Origin of the sequence: Synechococcus sp. WH 7805, from assembly GCF_000153285.1 — a bacterium.
In the GTDB taxonomy this organism is placed as follows: domain Bacteria; phylum Cyanobacteriota; class Cyanobacteriia; order PCC-6307; family Cyanobiaceae; genus Synechococcus_C.
In genome coordinates, this window is record NZ_CH724168.1 from 658,561 (window position 1) to 674,359 (window position 15,799).

Consider the following 15,799-nt stretch of genomic DNA (forward strand, 5'->3'; position numbering starts at 1 on the left):
GTTTTTGGGCAAAATTTTGGTTACGAGAAAACTACTTTACGAAGTTACGCCCTCGATCCGATCTTCTACTTCCTGATAAAGCTCTTGAAGCTGTTGAATATTTTCATCGGATGTTTCCCAATAACCGCGTCCGTTCACTTCCAGCAGCGTTCCAACAATGCGCCGGAAGCTATGAGGGTTCAACTCCAACAGACGCTTCCTCATCTCAGGATCATTGATGAAGGTGTCATTGGCTTCCTCGTAAACGAAGTTGTCAACAGCGCCACTGGTTGCACTCCAACCGAGCGTGAAGTTGAGACGCTTGGCCACCTCTCGCACGCCCTCGTAACCGGAATCAAGCATGCCTTCGTACCACTTGGGATTCAGGAGCTTGGTCCGTGAATCCAGGCGAATCGTCTCACTCAGGGAACGCACCTGGGCATTGGCTGTTGTGGTATCAGCGATATAGCTGGTTGGTGCTTTGCCGTCGTCACGCAACCCTTTAATCAATTTAGTGGGATCACTATCGAAATAATGGCTCACGTCCGTGAGTGAAATCTCTGCTGAATCAAGATTCTGGAAAGTGACATCAGCTGTTTTCATCACGTTCTCAAACACATCACGCTTCTGGTTCATCTCACCAGGATTATCCGCATTGAATGCAAATGTTTTACGGGAGAGGTACATCTCCTGCAATTCTCCTTCCTCTTCCCAAGTGCTGTTTTCTACAGCGAGGTTCACATTTGAGCTGTAGCTGCCACTCGCATTCGAGAACACTCTGCAAGCCGCATCGCGGAGACTTGTACCTTCCTTCTCGGCCTGTTCCAAAGCATGGCGACGAACAAAATTCTGCTCGAGCGGTTCATCAGCTTCAGCGGCCATTTTCACAGCCTGATCAATCAAGGCCATCTGGTTGATGAACAGATCACGAAAAACACCCGAGCAGTTCACCACCACATCAATCCGAGGGCGCCCCAACTCCTCGAGGGGGATCAACTCAAGCTTATTCACCCGACCGACAGAATCAGCCATCGGCTTGACGCCAACAAACCAGAGGATCTGCGCTAGAGATTCACCGTAGGTCTTGATGTTGTCCGTACCCCAGAGAACACAGGCAATGGTTTCAGGCCACGTGCCCTGCTCTTCACGCTGTCGCTCAATCAACTTATCAACCACACCCTTCGCAGCTGCGACAGCAGCTCGAGTAGGTATCGCCTGCGGATCAAGGGCGTGAATATTCTTGCCGCTGGGAAGAACACCGGGGTTACGGATGGGATCTCCGCCTGGCCCTGGAAGCACGTATTCACCATCTAGCGCCCGGAGCAAACTTTCCATCTCCATATCCGCGCAGATTTGCTCAAGGCAAAAACGCAGGTAGGCGAAAAGCTTGTCGAGCTCGGTGGAATCGATGCTGGTGAAACCAGCGCCACAGCATGCCCTCAGCCAGGGAGTGGGGAGCTTCAGGCCGAACTTGGTGAGGAGATCAAGAAGCCAACCGAAATTGCCGCGCATGTTCACCCGGCCATCAAGACCGGTCAAGGAACGAACCATGGAGCCGATGGCCGCCCGGGATGTTTCGGTGATTGTGCGATTCAGTTCAACATCAGCAAGAACGCCCTCATCATTTCCTCGATAAATGTCTTCGATGGTGCGTCCCATCGCTTCAGCGAGAAGCCCCGGCAGTGAACGAAGACCGTCTTCCTCACGCTCTAGTGCCGCAATATTGACCAAGGTTGCGACAGCCTCTTCAGCAGTCGGAGGCTTGCCAATGGTATGGAGACCGCAGGGGAGGAGACGACTTTCAATCTCCATCAATTGGCGGTAAACAGCTCCAACCAGAGCATCCCGTCCATCGAGATCAAGGGATGCGGCATCGTCCTCAGGAAGGTCAACATCCTTGTCCAGATTGCATTGTCGGGCCGTTTCAACAATCGTGTTCACGATTTGAACGCCGCGACCACCCTCGCGCAATTGCTGATAGGAACCGACGAGTTCACCAAGCTCTTTGAGGCCCTTGTAGAGGCCGGCATTCTCTGCAGGTGGCGTGAGGTAGCTGATCGTGGAGGCGTAGCCGCGGCGTTTGGCGATCGTGGCCTCAGAAGGATTGTTTGCTGCGTAGTAATAGAGATTCGGCAAGGAGCCAATCAATGAATCCGGATAGCAGGTTTCGCTCATGCCCATCTGCTTGCCCGGCATGAATTCGAGAGAGCCGTGGGTTCCGAAGTGGAGAACGGCATCAGCGCGCCACACTTTTTCGAGGTAGGTGTAATAAGCAGCAAAACCGTGGTGCGGGCTAGCGCTGCGGGAATAGAGAAGGCGCATGGGATCACCTTCGTAACCAAATGTGGGCTGCACACCAACAAACACATTGCCGAAGTGACGGCCATAAATCAGCAGGTTCTGCCCGTCACTGTTGAGATTTCCGGGAGGCTTCCCCCAGTTCTCCTCCAAACGCTCTGAGTAAGGAGTCAGCCGCTCGTACTCCTCCACACTCATGCGGTGGGCAATCGAAAGCTCTGGTGCTCCCTGCATCGCTTCGGGGTCATTGATCACCGCTTCCATCAGGGTTTTGGAATCACGCGGAAGATCCTGGATGTCGTATCCCTTCGCCTTCATCTCTTCGAGAACACGATGAATGGATCCGAACACATCGAGATAGGCCGCCGTTCCCACATTTCCCTTGTCCGGTGGAAAGCTGAAGACGGTGATCGCTAACTTCTTCTGATTGCGCGGCTTGATTCGCAAAGATGACCAGCGAATCGCCCTCTCGGCGATGGCATCAACACGATCTTGGAGGGTATGAGCTTTTCCGGTTGCATCATCACGGCCGGACAGAACGATGGGTTCGATGGCACCATCCAGCTCTGGAATCGCAATCTGCAGTGCCACTTGCACGGGGTGAAGGCCAAGGTCGCTGTCCTCCCATTCCTGGGTGGTCTGGAAGACCAATGGCAAGGCCACCATGTAGGGGCGATTGAGCTTCTTGAGCGACTCGATTGCCTTGGGGTGGTCTTGGCGAGCCGGACCACCAACCAGTGCGAAACCAGTCAGCGAGACGATGCCATCAACCAATGGCTGTTCCGGATTCAGCGGGTCATAGAAAAAAGCATTAACAGGCTTGGAGAAGTCGAGACCACCGCAGAAGATCGGGATCACCCGAGCACCGCGGAATTCAAGCTCCTGAACAACAGCAACGTAGTGAGCGTCATCACCGGTCACGATGTGACTCCGTTGAAGAACAAGACCAATCACAGGGCCTTGCCAAGCCTCATCGGATAAATCGGTTCGGCTCGACGTCCAGTTGAGGTATTCCTTGAGATCCTCAAACATGGTGGGAGCGAGTGGGTGCCAAATCCCCAGATCAGGGAATACCTCCGGCTCCGCCACCTCCATAGCCGGACGCTCTTCACCCTCAACAGCTGGAAAAACGTATTTGTCGGCCAGCATCAGCAGGAAATTCCTGAGGTTGTCCGGCGTTCCGCCCAGCCAATACTGAAAACTGAGCATGAAGCTTCTCGCGTCCTGTGCCTTCTCCACTGGCAGGTATTTGAGAACAGTCGGAAGCGTGTTGAGGAGCTTGAGCATGGCGTCCTGAAAGCCAGCTCCGCCGGCTTCTTTCCGCTTTTTCATGAAGCCGGCAATGGCGCTCTTGCTCTGCCCAAGCTGCGCCATCGAAAAGGAGCCGAGCTTGTTCAGGCGCATCACCTCCGGCATCGAAGGAAACACCACAGCCGCTTTGAGACGGTCGCGGTGGGGGGCCACTGCCTCGACGACCTTCTGCGCTAAATCCTCAATAAAAATGAGAGAGGCGATAAATACATCCGCCTCGCTGACATCCTGCTTGAAATTTTCGTAATTATCGGGATCACGTAGTTCCTCGATCAAATAGCCGCAAAGATCAATGCCCAGATCGCCTTCAGCCGCATTCAGAGCAGTGGCGGCCTGAGTGAGTGAGTTTTGGTACTGAGGTTCCAGAACCACATACACCGCCTTCATCACGGACTTGTGGTTTTGACCCTCCACAGGAGCAACGCGACGATCTGCGGAGCGGACCTGTGTAAACATCTGCACTCTTTGAGCAATGTGAAGAACATACGGCGGTCTGCGCTCAAGATGCGAGTGTTTGGGGTCTGGTGTTACAAGTCCCCCGAGCCCATAGGCTCAAGCGAGTGACAGCAGTGCCATGAATTCAGCAGCGGGTGGTTCAATCCCTGTCGTGGTAACAGGAGCACTCGGACGGATGGGTGCCGAAGTGATCAGAGCCATCAGGGCCGCCGAGGACTGCCACCTTGTTGGTGCTGTTGATACCACTCCCGGGAAGGAAGGTGAGGACGTCGGTCTTGCCCTTGGCCTGGGAGAGCTCGAGGTGGCCGTCACAGCAGATCTCGAAGGCTGCCTGTGCTCATGCAGCCAGGCTGTGCGAGATCAAGGCCCCGGCGGCGGTGCCGTGATGGTGGACTTCACCCATCCATCGGTCGTTTACGGCAATACCCGCGCCGCAATCGCTTACGGCGTGCACCCCGTGATCGGCACAACCGGTTTATCACCGCAGCAGATGAACGATCTCAGTGAGTTTGCGCAGAAAGCCTCCATCGGCGGCGCCGTGATTCCCAATTTCTCCGTGGGAATGGTTCTGCTGCAGCAGGCAGCTGCTGCAGCGGCACGCTTCTACGACCATGCCGAACTCACGGAGCTCCATCACAACCGCAAGGCTGATGCACCCAGCGGTACCTGCATCAAAACCGCTGAACTGATGGAAGAACTTGGCAAATCCTTCAACCCTGAGGAGGTTGAAGAACATGAATCGCTCGAAGGCAGCCGGGGGGGGCGCCGCCCCAGTGGGCTTCGCCTCCATTCACTGAGGTTGCCAGGCTTGGTCGCCCACCAGGAGGTGATGTTTGGTGCTCCGGGAGAGACGTACACCCTTCGCCATGACACGATCGATCGTTCGGCTTACATGCCTGGGGTTCTTTTATGTGTGCGCCGGGTTCGTCAACTCGAGGGGCTTGTCTATGGCCTTGAACGCCTGATCTGATTCACGATGCTTCTGCCTTTGCGACCGGGAGAACTCCAGCGTCTGATCCCGGCAGTCGCCACGGGAACTCAATTCAGAGCAACCCTTGGTAATCCACGCAAAATCCTCCAGCGCTTGCTGATTTCTGGAATCGGCGGGGTGATCACGCTTCTAATCAGCCAGAGCTTGTCATTCAATCGCTGGGGGTCGGTCTGGCTCATCGCAGGGGTCATCCTGCTGCTTTACATCCTCTGGGGCCCGATCGTTGAAGCGGGTCGCCGCAATGCCGAGCTTCGGCGCTATCCCGCAGCTGCACTTTTTGAAGGCGAGGTGGTGGAAGCCTTCACACGAGAACGCGTGGAGAACCAGCGGGAACAGGCCGATGCCAACGGTCGTCTCGAACTGGTTGAGAACAGGCGAACCTGGATGGTCCTTGACCTCGCCGATGAAGATGGTTACCTCGGACGCATCAGCTTTCCGAAAACCAAGGCCCATGGATTAATTCGGGCGGGGATGGTGGTCCGTTGCGTCGTGCTCAGTGATCGCAAGGATTTCAGCCGCTTGGGAGCGTTGACCGATGCCTGGTTGCCTGAAGTCCGGCTCTGGGTTGGGGACTACCCATTCCTGCTGAGGCCAGCCTTCGAAGATCTTTGCCGACTGCGCTTGCATACGAGCTCTCGTCATCCAAAGTTCTGAAAAGATGCGTTACGCTATGTAAAGACGCACGAGACAAATGTCCCAAGTACCTGCAAATTCACCAGTCATTCGCGGAGCAACCGTCACCACAGAGGATGGTGGCCGTTTGAACGCATTTGCCACTGAGCCCAGAATGGAAGTGGTGGACACTGAAAGCGGCTGGGGATTCCACGAGCGCGCTGAAAAACTGAATGGACGCATGGCCATGCTTGGCTTCATTGCTCTCCTGGCAACCGAATTCGCCTTGGGCGGCGAAGCCTTCACCCGCGGCCTTCTGGGCATCGGCTGATTCCTTGCCAGACGTTGCGGCATCTCACCGGTTCCTCATCGTTGGAGCCGGTCCAACAGGTTCACTTCTCGCCCTCGGTCTTGCACAACAGGGATATCAAGTCCTCTTGTGTGATCAACTGTCACGAGCCGAACTTGCCGCAAGAAGTCGTGCCTACGCCTTAACCCATTCGTCCAGGCGGTTATTGGAGCGACTTCACGTTTGGGATCAATTAAAAACATCTCTGGAGCCATTTGAATCCCTGCGGCTCGACGATCGAGTTCTGGGATTAACGGCCTGGTTCCGCCACCGTGATTTAAGACTCGGTAATCGAGGGTTTGAAGCGATTGGATGGATTTTGGATCACAAGCCGTTGATGACGGCGCTTCTGAGTGAGCTTGAAATCAACACGCTGGTTGATCTTCGCTACGGAATTGACGAACGATCCTTTTCTCAATTCCATAAGCATGCTGATTGGGTTGTCGCTGCAGACGGTGCTCGCTCCACGCTTCGTCGCTCTAGGGCTATGCCGTTCTGGAGTCACACCTATGAGCAAGGTTGCTTAACAGCCAAGGTTTCTCTTGAGGGCGCTGAGCAACGTTGTGCCTATGAATTGTTCAGGTCAGAAGGACCGATGGCTGTTCTGCCGTTGGGTGGAACGCATTACCAGGTTGTGTGGAGTGCACCCTTTCAGCACTGTCAGGAGCGCTCCAGCCTGCAAGCCGATCAGCTGCTCCAGCAGTTAGCGGCCGTGCTTCCGAAGGGAGTTCGTCCCACTGCTCTTTTGGATCACCCAGGGGCCTTCCCTCTGGAACTCAGTCTCGCCCCACAACTCAACCGCTCGAACCTGTTGTTGGTGGGGGAATCGGGGCATCGCTGCCACCCCGTTGGTGGTCAGGGATTGAATCTCTGCTGGAGGGATGTGAGCGACTTGCTCGATCTCACGCAATCCAGAGGTGTCAGCGGATCCCTTCCATCACATCTGGGGCGCCTCTACACCTGGCGACGCCTTCCTGATCTGACCAGTGTTCTGCTCTCCACAGACCTCCTGATCCGATTGTTCTCCAATCGACAGCCACTGATTCTGCCGATGCGGATCCTGATCATGAAGCTTCTGGCGAACCTCCGTTGGGTTCGTCGCATCAGTCTTTCAGCCATGACCGACGGGCCTGGCAACTTGTTCTCCCGCTTGCCAAAGTGTGGCCAAACGATTGCCCACCATGGTGATCAGCAGCGATCCACAACCTCAGCCAAGTCCAGCTCTGCTCAGTTTTCTTCAGCAGAAAATGGGACTTAGTGACAACGCACTCAATTTGGGATTGCGTCAAGCCGCATTGGACCAGGCTCCACTCCCTGTCGTGCTTTGGAGCTTCGGACTGCTGAACCTCAGCCAGTACCAAGATGTCCTGGACTGGCAACATCAACACGAGTGAGGAATCACTCGTAAATAATCAGAGATTCGACAGGAACACCAGCTGGCAGCTTCCTGCGCCCATCAAGTTCCGCTAGTTCAATCACGAAACCGCAACCGACGAGCACTCCGCCGGCCTTGGTCACCAATTCAGCCGAGGCCGAGGCAGTCCCCCCGGTGGCCAGCAGGTCGTCAACAAGCATCACCCTCGGATGATCAGTCAGAGCATCCGCGTGAATCTCCAGTCGATCACTGCCGTACTCGAGGGTGTAATCGATTCCGATCACTTCACCAGGCAATTTGCCTGGCTTGCGAACGGGTACAAACCCCTTCTGCAGCTGGGTTGCCAGCGCCGTTCCAACAATGAACCCCCTGGATTCGATGCCCACGATCAGATCCGGTTGCCATCGCTCACACACAGCAATCAGGCGTCGGATCACCTCAGCCCAGCCGGTGGGTTCTCGAAGCAAGGGGGCGATGTCTCGGAACAAGATTCCGGGCTTAGGGAAGTCGGGAATATCGCGAACGTACTGACGAAGATCCACAAGGTGGTGACGTAAAGGCCTTAACCCTGGCATCATCGCAGCCATGACCGATGTTTCAGTTCCGGCGGTATCCGATCCGTCTCAACCCGAAGCCGTTCTCGGCCGTCGTTCGCTTGAGCGCCTGGACCTTCTGCTGCTGACCGTGGAGTCACTTGATCTCAATGGTGGTGAAGCCATGCTTTGGGCAACCCGTCAGCTGGGATTCGAAGCGGTCTTCCCCAATCGTGTGGAACTCTGGAAGCGCCGATGCCACAACCCTCTGCGACGCTCAACCCGTCGTGGCTCTCTCTCAGCCGTTGAAACGGAAGCCTTGATCCGCATCCTCTGCGCGATGGCTGATCGTCTTTATCCGATGCTGCGTCAATTGCTGTCAAGCAGGGAACCGGACAATCTCACCAGCGAGCGCTGGGCTCTTCTGGATGAACGCCTCAGGAACCTGATTGAGGAGCGCATGAACCTCCGCAGAGGAGCGATTCAACGACTTCTCGATGGCGAACAATCCAAGCCCCTCCAACGCCAGCTTGTGCTCACACTGGCCTTGGCGGCCGGTCCCGGGGGAGTCGATCGACTCCGCGCCAGTCTTCTCGATCCAAATCCCTAATGGTGATGCTGAAACAGTCCTTCCGATACGACCAGACCGCTGCACGCTTGGAAGTTGAGGGTCTTCCCGACTTTTCAGCTAACCATGGCAGCAATGCGATCGGAATTCTCTCCAGCTGGCGACTCACCATGATCGGTGCACCGGAAATGGAAGGACAACGGGACCATCTCGAAGCCCTCATGGCTTCAGTCATCCCTTATGCCCGTCTTCAGCTTTCAGGAGTAGGAAAAGTCCAGGGCAACGATGACGGCCCTGTGCGGATCCATCCCGCCGAGCAGGGGCACCAACTGGAACTGATTAGCAGTCGCAGTGGAGTGCCTCCTCTAACCCTTCAGCTCGATGACGCGGACCTTGCAGACCTGGTTCGCTGTCTCGATGCTTTGCGCGGCGATCCAAGGGTGCGTATCAATTGGCCTCCAATTGTTCATACCCCCCTACCAAAACGGGAATTAGCAGAGCGAACCCCTCTGCATCAACGCTTGGCTGCTCCTGTTCTCGGTGCCGGAACCTTCATGATCCTCGGACTTGCAGGCCTGCTCGTGCCCATTCCTAATCCTGATGCCCCCTCCCAGACAGAGAACCAGACGAATTCGCAGGAAAGTCTGATTAGCAATCCTTCACAAGCCGATGGAGAGCCTTGACCTCATGAGAGAGATCCTCAGAATGATGAAAGGAGATCAACGATTGAATGACATCAAGCTGGTCAGATCTCCGACGTAAGGTTGCGAGAATTGGAGCGACACTTGATGTCGTCGTCCGGAGCGATCCGGAAGTTTGCGGTCTCAGTGGATCTGGCTATCACATCACTCTCCATCACAGTGGATATGGAGATTGCACAGTCGGCGATCTCACCTTGATCGATTGTCCCAATGAGCTTGTGCTGACGGAGTTCGAGCGGTGGATGCGAGGTGCCGGCCACGAGGCGACGTCATGAAACCCTCGAACTTTCGTCCTGTGCTCAAGGGCCAGTCCCAAAAAAAAGTCTTCAGTAAAGGACGGGCTCACCAATCGACATCGATTGTCCGGCAGCTTCTCGAATCTGTTCTGCTGCTCAGCCTCGGAGCAGGTGCCTTCGCCTTTCTGAGCTGGCTTCCTCAGAAACTCGATGCCATGGTTCTGGTGAGTGAAGCCATCGCGGATCTCATCCGTGGAGTCACTCAACTTGTGGAAGCCTGCCTGGGTATTGCAGCGGTGATCCTGATCGCCCTGTTACTCATGTTCGCTTTGGTCACTTTCTTCGCCGGAGCTATGCGATTGATCAAAGGGTGCATCAGGCTTTCACAAGTAATGTCCAAGAAGCGCGTTCGACCAATCCATCCCCAGCCAAAACGCAGACGTTGAGGGACGTGTATCCGATCAAGGTGCTGGAGCTCGAGGAGCGAGTGCGCGCTGAACAGTCCAAAGCTCCTCAAGAGTCAGACCTCCATTGCCATCGAGATCGAAGCTGACGAAATTACGGTTCAGCCAAGGCAAAGAACGACATTCCGCTCGATCCAATTGACCATCGTCGTTACGGTCTGCCTGACGAAAGCGTTGCTGCAGACGCTGGCCACTGGGATGCGTCGTTGAGGGCCTGAGATCATCCAGACGCAGGAAGCCTCGCGAATCTTGCCGTCGCAGTCTGCGTTCCAAGTAAGTCACCCCCTTCACCTCTCCTGACTCCAACCGGCCGTCGCCATTCACATCCATACGCACAAACAGGGCCTCCATCCGTTTGCCGTAATTAACGACAGGTCTGGCTTCAGACCACACGGGGACAGCAGTCAGTGGAATGATCAGAAGGCCACTCGCCCCGATCAACAGTGATGGCGTTGAAAACATCATCAAGACAGATTATGGACATTCAGGGACGTGAGGATGCCTCAGTAGTGACAATGCTTTGATCAGCTGTGACAAGGTCCTTCACTGGGCGACAAGGCGCTGCCATCTCCATACCATCAATGCAATGAAATTCAGGGATGGGAACCATGGGACGCTCCTCAATGATCTGGGTCGTCGACGATGATCCTGAGCTGCGCCAAATGGTGGGTACATACCTGATCGACCAGGGGTACGACGTGCGGAGCCTCAGCGACGTCAAGCAACTCGAGGCAAGGCTCGAGTTTCAGAGGCCTGATCTTGTCGTTCTCGATCTCATGATGCCAGGAGACGATGGTTTGACAGCCCTTCGCCGACTTCGCGATGCGGGAGACGACTTACCCGTCGTCATGTTGACGGCCCGCGGCGAAGGAGTCGACCGCATCATCGGCCTCGAACAGGGTGCTGATGACTATCTCGCCAAACCTTTTCTGCCAAGGGAACTCTCAGCGCGAATCGAAGCGGTTCTTCGGCGCCGCAGCTCTTTGCCGGCCGGCACCCCTCTGGCTGAGGGAGGGGATGTCGTCTTTGGCGAAAACGTTCTCGATTTGGCCGCCAGGACGCTAAGCCGCGATGGAAAGTGTGTGGTCATCACCAGCGGGGAATTCAGCCTGCTGGCCGCTTTCGTACAACACCCCCACCGTCCGCTCTCAAGAGAACGACTCATCGAGCTAGCTCGGGGGCCTGGTTGTGACACCGACAGCCGCAGCATGGATGTGCAGGTCTCCAGGGTGCGCAAACTGGTGGAACCTGACCCGACGCGCCCCCGCTACCTGCAGACCGTCTGGGGGTATGGCTATGTGTTCGTTCCTGATGGCCAGCCACGCTCTCGCTGAACCCTTCCCATGCCCTCGACGTCCTGGCAGAAGCGCATCAGCTCACTACTTGGATGGGGAACCCTGGCGCTGGGAAGTTCAGCGTTCTGTCTAATCGTCTTCCAAGCCCTATTCGGTCGCCAGTTGGAGCAGCTTCAGACCATTCAGCTCGGACGCGACTTAGCCCTCAACGTCAGACTCACAGAACTGGCCCTGGAACGCTACCCGCCACACCTTGTGGCAGAACTGACAGGACTGGACTTGGTGGTCACAGTGCGCCCCAAACTCTCGCCACTGACTCCATCAACTGCGTTCAAGCGCCAGGCTGAAGCGCTGCAACAACAGCTTTGCAAACGGTTGTCCCACTGCCCCATGGTGCATCCCCATCACTCGGCCCGGGAGGACCGCAGTGTATGGATCGAGTTGATTTCCCCCCTGGAACCCATCTGGTTGAGAGTGAAAGTGCCTTCGATGATGCGATGGCCCCCGGAGCCGACCCTTTTGGGCCTTTCACTGGTGGGAGCGGGCATCATCTGTGGAGGTCTGTTCTTGCTTGTGGAGGTTGAAGCCCCTCTTCGCGGCCTGGAAAAGGCACTTGCCAGAGTCGGGGAAGGGGGCGGTCCTGATGCGGTGCCAGCTCGAGGCGCACCGGAAGTGCAACGCCTGACCCAGCGCTTCAATGCCATGGTTCAGCGGTTAGCAGCCAGTCGGCAGGAGCGGGCAACCATGCTGGCTGGGATTGCCCACGATCTACGGGCACCGATTACACGCCTTCAGTTCCGGCTCTCCTTACCTGAACTCTCCCCGGAAGACCGGGAACGTTGCGCCGGAGATCTCCAGTCCCTCGAGCGGATCACAGGACAGTTTCTGCTGTTTGCAGGAGGAGGTGAAAGTGAAGCTTCGGTCGAGGTCCCACTCGAGCAGTTGTTGGCAGAAGTCGCCAATAGTCATCCCGCTGACGAACTCCAGCTGGATCTGTCGCCTCTGTCTTTGGCGGTGAAACCGGTGGCCTTGGGCCGGGCGGTTGCCAATCTGATTGACAATGCCTTTGCTTACGGTTCGGCACCAGTCGTTCTACGACTACGTGAGGTCGACGCACGGTGCATCATCGAGATCTGGGATCAGGGTGAAGGAATGCCCGCAAACCAATGGGAACAGGCGCTTCAGCCCTTTCACCGCCTCGATCGTTCCAGAGGGCAGCAGGGTCACTGCGGGCTTGGGCTGGCGATTGTGTCCCATGTGGCGAGGATTCATGGTGGACGTCTGGAATGTTTGCGAGGAAAACTTCAATCCCAACAACCCCCTCCGGGGCGATTTGCCATCCGCCTCAGCATCCCGATTGCTTTGAACGATCAGCCCTCTGCACCGATGCAAAGCTGATAAAAAGATAAGCACTGACGACGTGACGCCAAGAATCAATCACCAATGCAGAAGAGCGTTGCAGAACCATGGGCCATAAAGAGAAGGGGAAGGAAAAGGGTCACGACAAAAAAAAGCACAACGGCGACAAGCTGCCTGACACAGTGTTGGAGAGAATGGCTGGTAGCGAGCACGATCTCGACAGTCCGTCAGAGCTGCTGGAGGACCTGCTGGAAGGTCGGAATCACAAGATCGAAAGGCTGAATAAAAAGCTGTACGAAGACGAACTGGAGAAACTCCAGACCCAGCTTGTGAAAATGCAGTACTGGATCAAGGACACCGGTTACCGGATGATCGTGCTGTTCGAAGGTCGGGATGCGGCTGGAAAAGGCGGCACGATTAAACGCCTTACAGAGCCGATGAATCCAAGGGGCTGTCGTGTTGTCGCTCTTGGAACACCAACCGAACGACAAAAAACACAATGGTATTTCCAGCGCTACGTGGAACATTTCCCCGCAGCCGGTGAAATCGTGGTGTTCGATCGCAGCTGGTACAACCGTGCCGGAGTGGAACGGGTAATGGGCTTCGCGACGCCGGAGCAAGTCGAACAATTCCTTGATGATGTACCCGAATTCGAACGGATGTTGGTGCGCAGCGGCATCCTTCTGCTGAAGTACTGGTTCTCTGTCAGCGACACGGAACAGGAAGCCCGTTTCCAATCGCGGATCGACGACCCCACCAGACGCTGGAAGCTGAGCCCCATGGATCTGGAAGCACGTAATCGTTGGGTGGATTTTTCCCAGGCGAAAGACGCCATGTTCAACCGCACCAACATCCCGGAGGCACCCTGGTTCACCGTTGAAGCCGACGACAAGCGCAGAGCACGCCTCAACTGTCTGCGACATGTGCTGAGCAAAGTTCCCTGGGAAGACATGACTCCTCCAGCCATCGAACTTCCCCCGCGGCCGAAGCAGGGCAACTACACCCGCCCACCCATCAACGAACAGTTCTTCGTGCCGAATGCCTACCCCTACAACTGAAAGAACAGCGGAGTTAATGCATGCCGTATGAAATCCCCGCACAAGAACAAACGCGCAAATGGTTCCGTAGCCATCTGCTCGGTCGGGAGGTGGAATTGCAGGATCTCTACGAACTGCCGCAAGAAGAACTTGACCTCTTGATGGCAGAAACGGCTGAAATACGCTCGGATCCTGAAAACCGAGTTCGCAGCCACGGTCGCTGGTGCACTGCAGGCTATGTACTAGAACTCGCCCGGATCATTGATGCGCGACGGTTGAATGATTAAAACGCCAGAACTTCCAGAGCTCGGCAATGCTGGCTATGAAAAGGCACAGCTGCATCACTCCAATGCCAAACATGATTCAGATTTTCGCAGCATTGATCCTCACTAGCGGCGCCATGGCAGCTCATGCGGGATCAGTGACCATGGGTGGGGTCAGCGAGGAGCTTGCAACCAATCGAGCACTAGCCAAAGTACCTCAGGGAAAATCCGTAACGGATACAACCTGTGAAGTAATTGGAACAGCAGGACATTCGAAGACCTACCGATGCACGGTCACATGGGACTAAATAAAAAGATCCGAGCTCTGATGGATGCTTCCTGTCAGGTTCAACCCCGGAGCTGCGCAAACCAGAATCCTGCAAGCTGCCAGCTGGACCAGAGAAAAATACCCAAGAACAGCCAGTTCACCCAAGCAGGACGATTTTTGTTCTCAAACATCGAAGCTCGGATCTGGAATTCCATTCTGATGGAGAACCAGCCGTTCAGACAGGGGAGTGAATGGGTTGTTTGCGCTTGAGATCGTGCATCCCCTCGAGCTGCTGATGAACGGCCTTGAGTTGTCGTTGAATGTGATCGCTATTGGGAAGAGCACTGAGGGATGTCAACGCAAGCTCGAGATGGTGCTTGGCGTCAATTAACAAACGGCAATCCGTGCTTCCTGGTTCGTAACTCATCACGTTGATGACTCTCATATTATTCAGATCCACCTAGACAGAATCGGCTGTGTCAACCACAACGGTTTTGGATCGTTCAGGGAGCAAGGCGTCCACCAGACGCCTCAATCAGATTCCACGGGCGTTTGATACCTCCTGGAACGCTCCAGATCCCGAGCTGAGCTGTTTTGGCAGTGCTCTCAAAACGGTCATAGTCGAGGTCATTGCACTGACCCAAATAACCGTCGTAGGCGAACACTGCACCTTGTCGCAGCAGTGGAGCAGCCACATCAGCCCCATTGTTGATCAATCGCGCCACAACCCTGCCGTAGACATCCCTGGCCCTTAATTCGAGAGCGACGATGCTTCCGGGCTGGAGTGAGCGACGAAGCTGGGCCGTGGCACGCTCCGCCCAGGGCTTCTGCTCAGCAAGCGGCGCCTGAATGCAGGCCAGTCGGACAGCCCGCCCTTCACCCTGAAGATCCACAAGAACTTCTTGCCCATTATTCACGGTCAGAACCGTGACCTCCCGACGCGGATGAGGGTCAGCAACGGCAGTCGTTGTTAGGAGCGAGGGCCAGAGCATCACCGCGCCAGCAAAGCTGATCGGTCTTGGGAAGAGTTTTGGTTGCAGTCTTCTCATCAGCCCGCTACCGCCTCTACATCGATGAAGTCACCAGATTCCATGGCCTGCGCCGTGAGATACCGGAGCGTTCGATGACGAATCAATTGAACCTCAACAGCATTCCAGGTGCCACCAATCACGCACCCCACCAGGGGAACCGTCTTGGTGATCAAGGCACGTTGGCTCACTCTGCGTCCGAACACCCTGGTCATCACACCATTGATCAGCGCGAGGCTGCGCTTGTTGATCAGTTTCAACACCATCTCGCGAGTCGCTGTGTGAGCAGCCTTCAACCCCAGCTCCACTCCTACCTGACTGATCACACTGGACCCGAAGACCGGGAACAGCAGCTCGTGGCGGGCGTTCTCACTCTCCAGAAAACCTGGGATTAAGAGCTCGGCAGCGCATGCAGCTGCGAACAGCTGGGTCCGGGTCGTGACTGACAGATCAGCCAGCGCACCAGCAACACTCAGAACGGGATTAGCGGCGAGTCCCGAAGCGGCACCTGCTGTGATCACGCGCAATCGTGCGTCGCCAAAGGCACGTTCAGCGAGTTCGTACGTTGTGGCATCCGGATAACGGCGGCGCAGACGATCAACTTCGAAACGAACCTTCTTGGCATCAAAACTGATGACCCAGTCGAGCAAGTCGGCAACGGAGTTCAGCGGCAACG

19 protein-coding genes are annotated in these 15,799 nt (G+C 55.8%); 13 read left to right on the forward strand and 6 right to left on the reverse strand.

The features are described 5' to 3' along the window. Positions 1-36: 36 nt before the first annotated feature. Positions 37-4,044, reverse strand: a complete 4,008-nt coding sequence (locus WH7805_RS03605; protein ID WP_006041613.1) for a magnesium chelatase subunit H — start codon at positions 4,042-4,044, stop codon at positions 37-39. A 118-nt stretch (positions 4,045-4,162) separates the two neighbouring features. Between WH7805_RS03605 and dapB the strand changes: the two genes are divergently transcribed. Genes dapB through WH7805_RS03630 form a run of 5 tightly spaced genes read left to right on the forward strand, consistent with a single transcriptional unit; the run spans position 4,163 to position 7,390 of the window. Further along, positions 4,163-5,014 (forward strand): 4-hydroxy-tetrahydrodipicolinate reductase, encoded by an 852-nt coding sequence (gene dapB, locus WH7805_RS03610; protein ID WP_038004368.1) that lies wholly within the window; start codon positions 4,163-4,165, stop codon positions 5,012-5,014. A gap of 6 nt (positions 5,015-5,020) precedes the next feature. Next, positions 5,021-5,689: a hypothetical protein gene (locus tag WH7805_RS03615; protein ID WP_006041615.1), complete on the forward strand. Its 669-nt coding sequence runs from the start codon at positions 5,021-5,023 to the stop codon at positions 5,687-5,689. Positions 5,690-5,726: 37 nt separating this feature from the next. After that, positions 5,727-5,978, forward strand: a complete 252-nt coding sequence (locus WH7805_RS03620) for a hypothetical protein (protein ID WP_006041616.1) — start codon at positions 5,727-5,729, stop codon at positions 5,976-5,978. Between the two features lie 4 nt (positions 5,979-5,982). Next, a complete protein-coding gene (locus tag WH7805_RS03625; protein ID WP_006041617.1) occupies positions 5,983-7,254 on the forward strand; it encodes an FAD-dependent monooxygenase in 1,272 nt (423 codons plus the stop codon). Continuing rightward, positions 7,178-7,390, forward strand: coding sequence for a DUF2949 domain-containing protein (locus WH7805_RS03630; protein WP_038004981.1), 213 nt, complete (start codon positions 7,178-7,180; stop codon positions 7,388-7,390). Before WH7805_RS03625 ends, WH7805_RS03630 begins: the two co-directional genes overlap by 77 nt. Before the next feature lie 4 nt (positions 7,391-7,394). On the opposite strand, the gene WH7805_RS03635 is transcribed toward WH7805_RS03630, so the two are convergent. After that, a complete protein-coding gene (locus tag WH7805_RS03635) occupies positions 7,395-7,958 on the reverse strand; it encodes an adenine phosphoribosyltransferase (RefSeq protein WP_198005727.1) in 564 nt (187 codons plus the stop codon). Here WH7805_RS03635 and WH7805_RS03640 point away from each other — a divergent pair. The 4 genes from WH7805_RS03640 to WH7805_RS03655 are packed head-to-tail and all read left to right on the forward strand — an operon-like array spanning position 7,957 to position 9,855. Next, positions 7,957-8,514 carry a DUF3038 domain-containing protein gene (locus WH7805_RS03640; protein ID WP_006041620.1) on the forward strand — a complete coding sequence of 186 codons (558 nt, stop codon included), beginning with the start codon at positions 7,957-7,959 and terminating at the stop codon, positions 8,512-8,514. The genes WH7805_RS03635 and WH7805_RS03640 overlap by 2 nt on opposite strands. Positions 8,515-8,519: 5 nt before the next feature. Beyond that, the gene (locus WH7805_RS03645; RefSeq protein ID WP_038004983.1) at positions 8,520-9,155 is read left to right on the forward strand and encodes a DUF4335 domain-containing protein; all 636 of its coding nucleotides are present in this window, start codon (positions 8,520-8,522) and stop codon (positions 9,153-9,155) included. 47 nt (positions 9,156-9,202) lie between these two features. Then, complete coding sequence (locus WH7805_RS03650; RefSeq protein ID WP_006041622.1) at positions 9,203-9,448, forward strand: hypothetical protein; 246 nt, start codon at positions 9,203-9,205, stop codon at positions 9,446-9,448. After that, positions 9,445-9,855: a hypothetical protein gene (locus WH7805_RS03655; protein ID WP_006041623.1), complete on the forward strand. Its 411-nt coding sequence runs from the start codon at positions 9,445-9,447 to the stop codon at positions 9,853-9,855. The genes WH7805_RS03650 and WH7805_RS03655 overlap by 4 nt, the downstream gene beginning before the upstream one ends. A gap of 15 nt (positions 9,856-9,870) precedes the next feature. Here the strand turns inward: WH7805_RS03655 and WH7805_RS03660 are convergent, their stop codons facing one another. Continuing rightward, the gene (locus WH7805_RS03660) at positions 9,871-10,338 is read right to left on the reverse strand and encodes an EF-hand domain-containing protein (RefSeq protein ID WP_006041625.1); all 468 of its coding nucleotides are present in this window, start codon (positions 10,336-10,338) and stop codon (positions 9,871-9,873) included. Between the two features lie 143 nt (positions 10,339-10,481). Here WH7805_RS03660 and WH7805_RS03665 point away from each other — a divergent pair, with 143 nt between their 5' ends. The 4 genes from WH7805_RS03665 to WH7805_RS03680 all read left to right on the forward strand — a co-directional run bounded on the left by WH7805_RS03665 (position 10,482) and on the right by WH7805_RS03680 (position 13,851). Next, positions 10,482-11,207 carry a response regulator gene (locus WH7805_RS03665; protein ID WP_198005728.1) on the forward strand — a complete coding sequence of 242 codons (726 nt, stop codon included), beginning with the start codon at positions 10,482-10,484 and terminating at the stop codon, positions 11,205-11,207. A gap of 9 nt (positions 11,208-11,216) precedes the next feature. Beyond that, positions 11,217-12,566, forward strand: coding sequence for an ATP-binding protein (locus WH7805_RS03670; RefSeq protein ID WP_006041627.1), 1,350 nt, complete (start codon positions 11,217-11,219; stop codon positions 12,564-12,566). 68 nt (positions 12,567-12,634) lie between these two features. Next, positions 12,635-13,585 (forward strand): polyphosphate kinase 2, encoded by a 951-nt coding sequence (gene ppk2, locus WH7805_RS03675; RefSeq protein ID WP_006041628.1) that lies wholly within the window; start codon positions 12,635-12,637, stop codon positions 13,583-13,585. A gap of 20 nt (positions 13,586-13,605) precedes the next feature. After that, positions 13,606-13,851, forward strand: a complete 246-nt coding sequence (locus tag WH7805_RS03680; protein ID WP_006041629.1) for a hypothetical protein — start codon at positions 13,606-13,608, stop codon at positions 13,849-13,851. A gap of 479 nt (positions 13,852-14,330) precedes the next feature. Here WH7805_RS03680 and WH7805_RS13785 read toward each other — a convergent pair whose 3' ends face one another. The 3 genes from WH7805_RS13785 to WH7805_RS03695 form a co-directional block, all read right to left on the reverse strand. Continuing rightward, a complete protein-coding gene (locus tag WH7805_RS13785; protein ID WP_071933728.1) occupies positions 14,331-14,522 on the reverse strand; it encodes a hypothetical protein in 192 nt (63 codons plus the stop codon). A gap of 76 nt (positions 14,523-14,598) precedes the next feature. Then, on the reverse strand, positions 14,599-15,087 hold the full coding sequence (locus WH7805_RS03690; protein WP_038004989.1) for a thermonuclease family protein: 489 nt from the start codon (positions 15,085-15,087) through the stop codon (positions 14,599-14,601). A gap of 56 nt (positions 15,088-15,143) precedes the next feature. Further along, complete coding sequence (locus WH7805_RS03695) at positions 15,144-15,797, reverse strand: hypothetical protein (RefSeq protein WP_232198940.1); 654 nt, start codon at positions 15,795-15,797, stop codon at positions 15,144-15,146. Positions 15,798-15,799: the final 2 nt, after the last annotated feature.